Origin of the sequence: Planctopirus hydrillae, assembly GCF_001707835.1 — a bacterium.
Classification (GTDB): Bacteria; Planctomycetota; Planctomycetia; order Planctomycetales; family Planctomycetaceae; genus Planctopirus; species Planctopirus hydrillae.
Map to the genome: position 1 here is coordinate 1 of NZ_LYDR01000085.1, position 7,880 is coordinate 7,880.

The window sequence follows — 7,880 nt, forward strand, 5'->3', positions numbered from 1 at the left end:
CCTTCAAGCTTGCGTCCTTAATAACTTGGTTCTGCCGGATATTTATTGCGCCGAAGAACCAGCGAAACGTTTCTTCCGTTTCTGTTTTTGAGAGGTGAATTTAGCGATGGAAAGTGACAAACCGTGGTTTGATTCTGACGACGATGTCGACGAATTGGACTGGACGGTTGTGGAGAAACCGCTGCCGCCGATAGTTCCCAGAAAACGAAAGATTGAGAACGAGTTGCAGACATCCTGGGGTCGATACGGGTTTAGAAATCCATATCCTGCCAGTTATCTTCAAAAGGAATTGGCCACTGTGGCTTATGGCGTACTCGACGAGATCTGGCGATTGTGCGATGCCTATCTGCAGTATGACTTCAAGCGCTTGCGTGTCCGCCATAAGTTGGCATCTGCCGGGATGTATCAGGCTCGGCGACTCTACGACATTCAGAAAATCGATCCGGAATTTACCGGTCAGGTGTTTCTCGACCGCTATCATTGTTCTCCGCCGGGACGCCGTCGGGCCTTGCAGCAGTTCAGTTGCCATCAGAAATGGTTTTGCCCGTACTGCTGTCTTGCGTCTGCTCTTCGCAGTTATGGGCTGTGGGCAGCAAGACTGCCGAATCGCAAAAAGGGTGTGCTAGCTTATTATCAGGAAGATTTCCGTTATGACGGTGTCACCGCGAAGAAAGCGGCAGAAACTTTTGATTTCGAACTGCTGCAGCGCCCTTATCGCTTGCGCATGCGTCCAGGACACCCTACAGCCGCAATGACCTGGTGTACGTTATACCCTGTGGAATCCAGCAATACGCGCCATAAAGAATGCCCGGATCGTTTAACCGGCAGTTGGGTGGGCGAGCGTCGTTACCTGTTGTTTTATCCTTCTGACGTTGAGATGAAGCTGCCGAATAATGACCGCATGTATTTGAAGAATTACGACTTTTTTTCTAAGAAAGTTCTGGCGCGTTATGTCGGCAAGGTCTGTCAGTTTCGACGTAACTTGTTGGCAAAACGCTTCGCACCCAACCTGGCAGCCCTTTATCGGCTGAAGAGAGATCCGCGACATTTGTGTGTTGGTTCTCGTTATCCGTTCAACGTGCATTCGCACTACGGCGAGCTTCGATCCAAATTTGACAATCCAGAATGGACCTTCTGAAAAACAACACAGCATCAGGGCAAATGCCACGCAACGCCGTTCATGATTTTTAGCAGGGATTGAGCGGGTTTACGTTGGGCTTTTGCCAGGGGTTTCAGGGAGGAGCGGGAAATGGCTGCCGTTGATGTGGCCATGGCCGCGACTTCTTACTCCCTTTCCGGCGGTATTCAGTTTTCGAAGCCTTGTTCGACACTGTTTTCAGCAGTGGGCCAGACTCTCTGGGATCTCTTGGTTGTCCTTGAGACTTCTCAGAAGTACCCGCTGTGAGGCTGCAGGAGACCAACGGTAGAGTTTCTGACGTGCTTCGCGCAGTTCCAGCAGACTTTTCAGTCGCGACAGCCAGTATCCCGAGTGGTGCTTGAGTCTTGTAACTCAGGCTCTCCCGATGGGTCACTTCTCTTACGCAGCCTGCATCTGCATCGCATCACCCGCCGTTATAAGTCATCAACGGCGTTGGGTGCCGCCAGATTCTGCACAGAAGACGGATGGATTTCCGAAGTGACTTCTCAGAGACAAAATTCTGCGGGGAACCAGACCTGCGGAATGAGTCTTCGAACGTCGCGAACCAAAAAGTGTAGTCTTGTTGCGGACCATTTATTGCGATCGGTGACTGAGTCGCCAATGGGTCACCATAGGCAGATGTTCTGTCCAGTTCAAAACGTTTCGACCTGAAAACCAAGGGCCAATATCTTTCACTTCCCAGGAAAGCACTCGTGTGATGAATCTCGTTTCTGATGGAGGAGAAAAAGCTCAAACTCATTAACTGAGAGAAAACACTGGCCCCACCTGACCTTTCCGGAAAAAGCTCGCGTGGAACGACGTACGATCAGGAGTCTCAGAGATTGATAAACGGATCTGTTCTCTGTGTGTCAGAATGCTGATAAATCGAGGAATAACACTCCTTTAATATTAAAGGAGTGTTATTCGTGTTTTAGAGGTCGTTATCAAAGCCACTGAGAGGCAAGAAAAACAGCCTCTTACCGAGACGACAAAGTGGTTCGAAACGTCATTCCGAGAAGTGTCTGATAAATAGAGAGATTATCATCTGGAGTATCGGGTGAGATTCTCCGTACAGTATGGGCCAGAAGTGGAGTTCAATCTCCCGGGGAACGAGTCGCGTGAAGGGTCGGGAATTCGAAGAAGACCTCTTTCTGGGAGCATTTGCGGATCAGAGAGAATAGAGTTCAAGAAAACTTCCCGAGCCGAGTCACTCCGCAGTCGAGAGACGTGTTGTGGTGGGGAGACTCTGGCAAAGGCATCATTAGGAGCGACAGGAATTCGCGAGTCAGTCCCTTTGACGGAAAGCTCTGCGATTGAAGAGTGCAGGTTCGCATTCAATGGTGCGATTGGGATCGAGCAGGGGAAGCCTGTGAGCGTAAGTCCGATAACATGTTTGGTGACGGGCCGGGATGCCGAAAGGAAATCACTCATCCGGAGTCGATTTCCCAGATGCTGCCCGTGTTGAAGATCAAAGCATCAAAGGCGGGTGAGGTTGTCAGGTAATACTCGTAACTTCTCGGCAGGTTGACACCGCTTTTCCAGTATATGATTCAAAGAACGCTCAAAGCCCAAACACCTGAGGCTGGAAAATTCTCATTAAGCACCCATTCCTCAACGGTTCTTCTCCGGAGATCTTTCCTGGGGTTTAGGGGTATCAGGGAGCCACGAGCGACACCGTGGTGAGAAAATGATCGCTCTGGCTGTATCGCTTTGCTCACGTGCAGACATTGTTTTCGAGAAACAAAGCATGAGCAGTCTGTGCTAGAGAGCATCAGGACGCGATTTCATTGCCGGGCTTGTAAGGGACGCAATCAGAGAAGTCGTTGAGAACCGATCGGAGCATTACCGTAGAGAATAGAATCAGGCTCTGTAATTGTAAGCTGTCGAATGCAGGGTGGCAGTGTGGAGTCCGAGAACATCAGAAATAGTGATGGAACTTGCGTGCGTCTACGTTAGATCCCACATCTCTTGAGTTGAAATTCTATTGTCGAGATACGCTGATCTGCGGCTGATTCTCTTTCTCGAAAACGCATGGTTTTGAGTTGAAATGCAGTAAATGATGCACTTTTGAAGTGTTCACAGCTCAATGAAAAGATGCGAAAAGTAGGACAAAGTGAACAGGAAAACAAAAAAGCTATTGCGCATGGAGTGCTTCTCGTAAAATAGATAGATCTGCCTCAAAAGGAGATAGTGTGACGGTTCAATAGATGGTCCGTCAGCTTGCGAAAACGGATTCCATGTCAGATTAGTGATGAGCCAGGAGGGAACGATGGAAGACAGTTTGGGATGCCCACTGACATTCTCTGAATTAAAAAAGGAGATTGAGAGAGTTTATGGAGTGAATTTGCATTTAGGGACACTTCATCGCTGGCGGACAAGAGGAGTTCGCGGAAGATTTTTAAATGCCTGGAGATGTGGGGGACGCTGGATGTCGTCTCTCGTCGATGTACGGATGATGATGGAACCTTGTGTTCCCGAATCTCCAAACAATCTCATGCCTCATTTGGATATGTCGCGCGTCGACATAGAGTTTGACCGTCAGAAACGATGGCGGGTTCTCTATGTCCAGAGTGAGCTTGTCAATCGATTTCAGTTTCCACCCGAAAAGACAATCTAAAGGCATCGGTCTAATGTTTCCTGCCATGAAGTGGCAGAGAGCCCCTTAGGCCGAATCGGCCTGTTAATCTTTAGGTTCTTGGTTCGAATCCAAGTCGGGGAGCTTTTTGACCAAATTGGCGAACCAAGCCTTTTTCGGTTAACACGGAGCCGGTTTTCCCTCGTGGAAGACCGGCCTCCTTGGTCTTTTCTGACTCATCGGCACGTCCCGCTGAGGCGTGTCCCTCTTGGACCAGCCGTCCGACCTCCGGAAACAGCTTGAGGACGTACGTTCCTCGCTTCCGCTCGTGGTCAACCATCTTCAGTTCGAGCACTTCGACCAGATGCTGAAGAATGATTCGCTGTTCTTCGAGCGTAGCGTCATCCAGCAACTGGCCGATGTCCGACCATTGCTCGACGAACCGTTTTGCACGCTCTTCCACCACGTCACGCGGAGCCTTCTCCCGCTCCAGTTCAGCGGCCTGTCCCCGTAACTGATCTCGCTCCTGCTTCCTCTGGACGAGTTCCTCCTCAACCAATTCGGCCGCGTCGGCACCCATCCGGGCGATGGCCTTGGTCAGATTGTTGATTTCCGCCTGAACCGTGCCGAGGCGTTGACGAACCAGCCCCAGATCACGTTCGATTCGCTGGGCGTCGTCACCCAAATGGCGAAGGGCTTCCTGGGCGATCCTCTGCCGGGCTTCGGGCGTGGTTGAGATTCTCTTCAGCCGGTTGATGACGGCTGTCTCCAGGGCATCCGCCCGAAAGGCCGGACTGTTGCAACTGTCCTTGCCCTCGTGATTGCGGCGGGTGCAGCCGTAGTAGTGGTGGGTTTCGTTCCGCCCCGTGCCCCCTTTGGCGACCATGTGACAGCCACAGGCACACCGGATCAATCCCTTGAGCGGAGACTGACGCCCTCGGGCGTAGCGTGTATTCGTCCGCTTTTTGCGGTTTTGATTCAACTGACGCTGGACGCGGACGAACTGTTCTTTCGCGATGATCGGCTCATGAACATTCTCTGTTCGCACCACCTTGGCCGACTTTCGCCCTTTGGGTTTCGAGTTGCCCCAGATGATATGGCCGAGATAGACCTCGTTTTCGAGGATGCGACGAATTCTCTGTTTCTGAAAGGAAACGAATTCGTCTGGCTCGCCGCCACTCGATGACCGTTTATTCGGGTACAGGATGCCGTGGTTCTGGAGGTGTTCCAGAACCTTTCCAACCGATCCTTGGCGTTCAAACGTATCGTAGATATCCTTTCGAATGATCTCCGCTTCCTCGGGATGGATAACGAGGCGTTCGGTTTTCTCATCCTTGCGATAGCCGAAAAGAAACCCGCCATTCCACATGCCTTGCTTGGCACGATATTCCATCGCCAGGCGGGTCCGCTCTCCGATGACGCGACGTTCATACTCCGCCTGACCGATGGTCATGTGGCTCATGAACCAGCCTTGGGCATTGGAAGGATCGTACATGTCGTTGATCGGCAGAAGCTCGACCCCATGCTCCTCCAACAGGCGTTCAATTCCCCGAAAGTCGTCGGTATTCCTGCTCAGCCGGTCGATCTTGAACGCCAGCACGACATCAACGGCCCCCTTACGAATCCTCTGCTCCATTCGCAGGAACTCAGGCCGCTTGAGGTTCTTGCCGGATTTCCCCATCTCCTCGTAGAAGTCCACAGATTCGATTGGAACACCGGCTTCACGCCACTGATCCACGATCCGCTGCATATAGTTTCTCTGGGCCGGAATTGAGTCGCCTTCGACCGCACTATCCGGATCAGAGACTCGCAGATAGCAGACAATGCGAAGTGCTTGCCTGGCTGCCTTCTCAAGCAGCGATGCCTTTAACTGCATGCCGTCACCTCCTGCCACATGCGGCCTTCTGATTCGGACACCGATCGGATCAGGGGATTAGAAGTCTCCTCATCGGACACGGATCTGCGTTTGGCAATCTCCGCCAGAACTTGGCCGATTGCTCGCCAGCGTGCCTCGATTCGTTCAGTTGCCCCCATTCCTGCCAGTGGATGAGGGGACGATGCGACATCACCGCTCTCGAGGAACATCTCAACCTCCCAGGCCAGCCGACGGCGACGAACGGGTTTCGTGCCTGAACCGCTTTCCTTTCTACCCGAAGCAGCTGAATCTGGCCGACCAGCTTTCGTCGTCGGCGATTTCTTTCGAGACATGCATCAGCCTTTGGTGCCATATGCACCGGAAAGGCTGATGGTCAAGGGGCGAAGAGGGATCCTTCGCTACGAGTCCCTGAACAGTCAGCGGCCCCGTATCTTTGCCAACACCGGTTCGATCCCAGCCACCTCTTTTTAGGGATCTAGCTCCGACTGCGAAGCACTCGGCGTGGTCGTAGATAGGGGCGGTTTACGAAATGGACTTGTTAGACAGCTCACGTACAAAGGTTGGTCGCAGCTCTTGTCGAGCCTCTCACGGACGTGATCACTTCCGAGGAAACTTTCTGGCGTCGTATTCCGGTAGCGATTCCAGCCATCCTAACGGCATGTGGTGAGGCAACCCGCCCCAGCCGCAATTGCATGGTCCGTACTCGTCGGATTTAGCCTCATCATCAAGCCAAACACGGAAGCCATTGATGCCGGGTGGCTGGATGGGTGTCTCAGGCATCGCTCCGTTATGGCACAGAATCTTACCGGCTGGGATCGCTTTGGGGATGTAACGGATGTAGCGGGTCGTGCTTTTCCCGGCTGCCGGCTTGACTACCTTTGGAGCTTCTTTGGCCGCTTGTTTCGTGGACCGTTTCACCGCTACGGTGGTAGCCTTTTTCACTTTCTTTTGCACGGACTTGTTCGCAGACTTTTTGACGGCTTTGGGGGCGGCTGATGTCTTTGTCATGGAATCATCCCTTTCATGCGTACTGAGGTTATGGCAGTCGAGCCACACCAACGAAACACTGATCGCCTTGCCGCCCACTTCTGTTGGAAATGCTGCGGCGAAGAAAGTAAACCACCCTTCCTCCGGGATGATTTCGTCCAATGTGGCTTCTGCATCGGAGTCGTTCGACAGAGCTACACTGCTCTAGTTCTTCGATGCCGTCAGCCATGTGCGGGAGTGGCTAAGTGGGCTTAACAACGACGCCGATGACGCGATTATACGGCTAGTTTCACAATTCGGCCCCAAATGCCTGCCTTGAGCGGGTCATTGCGGCGACCCCAAAATCCCTACAACTCCGGCCGGTCGGATCTGTAGCGATTTTCGCCCCCCCCCGACAAAAAATGGGGCAGAACGCTTGACAGCGTTTTCAGGCGGGTGCGGAAGTCAGAGTGAATCAGAGATCGCCGGACCGCTTTTGCAAGGCTTCCAGCAGCCCGTGCAGTGACGCGGCGAATGCGTCCAGGTCAGACATCAGCTTTCTGACCGCGGGTTCCAACTCTGCTGCGGCGACCGGAACTTCCGGTGTGGTGTGAGCGGCTTGCTCCAACCCCGGAAACTTGAACCCAGGTCGGATGCGGTAACACCGGGCAGTCTCATCAAAGTACCACGGGACACCAGCGAGCGAGAGGGTTTGAAGCAGCCGGTAGACAGTGCGGCGGGAGCATTCGAGTTCTTCGGCCAGCGTACCAGCATCCCACCGGCCTTTGCCCATGATCAGATGCAATAGACGAAGGAGCCGTCCCAGTCTTTCGCACTGGCGGACCCTGCGGTCTGCATCGGATCGTTCTTTCTTGGCCATCTGCGTCCACGCCACCCCTCGACGAGTTGTTGTTGGCGTAGAGAGTCGCAGTTAGCGGTGACCGCTGTGGGACAACCCATCCTTTTGTTGGCTCGCAGCCCGGTGTCGTCGCTATTTCTTGATGACACTGTGACCCACTGGTGGCACAGCCATTCCGGAAGATCGCCGCTTTCCTCGACAGAGCAAGGAAGGAAAGCCATGCCGGACCCGCTTCGCGGACACCAGCCTGTAGACGGGCTGCACGTGCTGAAAGATGAATGGACCCAGAAGCAGTTTCTCGGTCCGCAGTCTTTGGCCTTGGCTGAGAACGGAGCCTTGGCAGTGGCGATTGAGGCCACGTTTGCCGCAGCCCCGGAGCGTCGCCAGGGCGATTAAACCAATTACGACGGACAAGGGCGTATGGACATTCGATCTTGCAGGTGATGAGCTGATTATGTGCACGCCA

The 7,880-nt window shown here is 53.2% G+C and carries 7 protein-coding genes; 4 read left to right on the forward strand and 3 right to left on the reverse strand.

Annotated elements, in window-relative coordinates; translation table 11 throughout:
* Window positions 1-106: 106 nt before the first annotated feature.
* From A6X21_RS10780 to A6X21_RS25540, 3 genes are all read left to right on the forward strand, one after another.
* Complete coding sequence (locus A6X21_RS10780) at window positions 107-1,138, forward strand: hypothetical protein (RefSeq protein ID WP_068847776.1); 1,032 nt, start codon at window positions 107-109, stop codon at window positions 1,136-1,138.
* Window positions 1,139-1,249: 111 nt separating this feature from the next.
* Window positions 1,250-1,405, forward strand: coding sequence for a hypothetical protein (locus tag A6X21_RS24655; RefSeq protein ID WP_165603762.1), 156 nt, complete (start codon window positions 1,250-1,252; stop codon window positions 1,403-1,405).
* A 2,002-nt stretch (window positions 1,406-3,407) separates the two neighbouring features.
* A complete protein-coding gene (locus tag A6X21_RS25540) occupies window positions 3,408-3,755 on the forward strand; it encodes a DUF1580 domain-containing protein (protein WP_369009492.1) in 348 nt (115 codons plus the stop codon).
* Between the two features lie 70 nt (window positions 3,756-3,825).
* Here A6X21_RS25540 and A6X21_RS10795 read toward each other — a convergent pair whose 3' ends face one another.
* From A6X21_RS10795 to A6X21_RS10810, 3 genes are all read right to left on the reverse strand, one after another.
* Window positions 3,826-5,589: a recombinase family protein gene (locus A6X21_RS10795; protein WP_068847779.1), complete on the reverse strand. Its 1,764-nt coding sequence runs from the start codon at window positions 5,587-5,589 to the stop codon at window positions 3,826-3,828.
* A gap of 597 nt (window positions 5,590-6,186) precedes the next feature.
* Complete coding sequence (locus tag A6X21_RS10805; RefSeq protein WP_131818293.1) at window positions 6,187-6,597, reverse strand: hypothetical protein; 411 nt, start codon at window positions 6,595-6,597, stop codon at window positions 6,187-6,189.
* A 433-nt stretch (window positions 6,598-7,030) separates the two neighbouring features.
* Complete coding sequence (locus A6X21_RS10810; RefSeq protein ID WP_068847782.1) at window positions 7,031-7,435, reverse strand: HTH domain-containing protein; 405 nt, start codon at window positions 7,433-7,435, stop codon at window positions 7,031-7,033.
* A 198-nt stretch (window positions 7,436-7,633) separates the two neighbouring features.
* Here A6X21_RS10810 and A6X21_RS24660 point away from each other — a divergent pair, with 198 nt between their 5' ends.
* Window positions 7,634-7,810: a hypothetical protein gene (locus tag A6X21_RS24660; RefSeq protein WP_165603764.1), complete on the forward strand. Its 177-nt coding sequence runs from the start codon at window positions 7,634-7,636 to the stop codon at window positions 7,808-7,810.
* The last annotated feature ends 70 nt before the right edge of the window (window positions 7,811-7,880 follow it).